Genomic DNA, 1,457 nt, shown 5'->3' with positions numbered 1-1,457 from the left:
TACGGCGACGCCGAGGCGGTCGTAGCGACAACCGGTGAGAGATACACCTACGACGAGTTCGGGGAGAGAGTAGACAGGCTCTCCGCCGCACTCCAGGACAGAGGCATAGAGAAGGGCGACAAGGTCGGTGTCTTAGACCCCAACACGCATTACCACTTAGAGTCGGCGTACGGTATAATGCAGACAGGTGCGGTTCATACACCGCTTAATTACCGTCTCACGCCTGACGACTACGAGTACATACTCAACGACGCGGAGGTAAAGGCGATCTACGCCGACTACGAGTACGCCGACAAGATAAACGAGATCCGTGATGACGTTCCCACCGAGGTCTTCATCACTAACGATCCTTCGGAAGTCGAAGGCGACTGGGAGGACTTCGACGACGTACTCGACGACGCTGATCCCGACAGTTATGAGCGTCCCGAGATGTCCGAGGACGAGGTCATCACTATTAACTACACCTCCGGTACCACCGGCGATCCCAAGGGCGTCATGCGTACCCACCGGACTGAGACACTCCACGCCTACATAATAACCAACCACCACGAGGTCTATGACGACGACGTATACCTCTGGACACTCCCGATGTTCCACGTCAACGGCTGGGGACACATATACGCGATAACGGGAATGGGCGCGAAACACGTCTGTACGCGTGGAATCGACGCCGAGTGGATCTTCGACACAGTACGTGAGGAAGACGTCTCGTTCCTCTGCGCCGCTCCTACCGTACTCAACCTCCTCATCGAGTACTACCACGAAAACGAACCCGAAACCGAGGGCGACAACGACGTCCGTGTCACTACCGCCGGTAGCGCGCCCCCTGAGGCTACTATACGTACCGTCGAGGACGACTTCGGCTGGTATATCAAGCATCTCTACGGACTCACCGAGACAGGTCCCCTCATAACTCAGTCCGACGCTCGACGGTACATCGACGATGAGACGAGGTTCGACATCAAGAAGAAACAGGGCATGGGCGTCTTAGGAACACACGTCGATGTCGTCGACGAGAACGGCGAGTCAGTCCCGCGGGACAACTCGACTCTCGGAGAGATAGTCGTCAAGGGCAACCAGATCATGGACGGATACTGGAACAAGCCCGAGGAGACCGAGAAGGCGTTCAACGACAGACGTGAGGGCTGGTTCCACACAGGAGACCTCGCTGTCGTCGACGAGAGAGGAATGGTCTCGATACAGGACAGGAAGAAGGACATCATCATATCGGGCGGTGAGAACATATCGTCGATAGAGCTCGAGGACGCTCTCTTCGACCACCACAAGGTCGGCGATGTCGCCGTAATACCCGCTCCGAGCGAGGAGTGGGGCGAAGTCCCCAAGGCTTTCGTCGTCCCTGAAAACAACGACCCCGAAAACCCCGGCATGACACAGGACGAACTCATCGAGTTCTGCCGCGAAAACCTCGCCTCCTACAAGATTATCAAGGACGCCGA

1 protein-coding gene is annotated in these 1,457 nt (G+C 56.8%); it reads left to right on the top strand.

Annotated features, from left to right (window positions below):
• The coding region (locus tag SV253_08700; protein ID MDY6776131.1) for an AMP-binding protein at positions 1-1,457 on the top strand (1,457 nt) is incomplete at both ends.

The organism is Candidatus Afararchaeum irisae (genome assembly GCA_034190545.1).
Taxonomy (GTDB): domain Archaea; phylum Halobacteriota; class Halobacteria; order Halobacteriales; family Afararchaeaceae; genus Afararchaeum; species Afararchaeum irisae.
This window is presented reverse-complemented; position numbering and strand designations above follow the sequence as displayed.